1 rRNA gene is annotated in these 577 nt (G+C 44.7%); it reads left to right on the forward strand.

Annotation, left to right across the window (positions count from 1 at the left end):
* Nucleotides 1-163, forward strand: a 16S ribosomal RNA gene (locus C400_RS0126065); the annotation flags it as partial.
* Nucleotides 164-577: the final 414 nt, after the last annotated feature.

Genomic DNA, 577 nt, shown 5'->3' on the forward strand with positions numbered 1-577 from the left:
TTCCCGGGTCTTGTACACACCGCCCGTCACACCACGAGAGTTTACAACACCCGAAGTCGGTGAGGTAACCGCAAGGAGCCAGCCGCCGAAGGTGGGGTAGATGATTGGGGTGAAGTCGTAACAAGGTAGCCGTATCGGAAGGTGCGGCTGGATCACCTCCTTTCTATGGAGAATCGTTTCCTGCAATGGAAACATTCAAATCAGCAGGTACACGTACCTGCGACCGGATATTCAATTCGGTTCATCACGTTCGTGTGAATGAAATGGATATCCTGAACATACTCACTCGTTGCTCAGTTTTGAGAGTTCAAACTCTCAAGTTTCGACGAATGTTTCATTCACACATCGTGTGGAACCGAAATATTCATCGGGTTTCGCTTCGATGAAGCGAATTGCACCTTGAAAACTGGATACCGAAACGAAATTGCGTTTTAGAATATTCCTTTAAGCTGATCTTGTGTAAACAAGTGAAATAAAGGTAGCTGCCTTGAATTTCATTCACACGTGAGTGTTGAACCGAAATTCAAAGCAAATCGTATTTACGATGTAAATACTAGGTTAAGCTACAAAGAGCACA

The organism is Paenibacillus sp. ICGEB2008, from assembly GCF_000307675.1.
In the GTDB taxonomy this organism is placed as follows: Bacteria; Bacillota; Bacilli; order Paenibacillales; family Paenibacillaceae; genus Paenibacillus; species Paenibacillus polymyxa.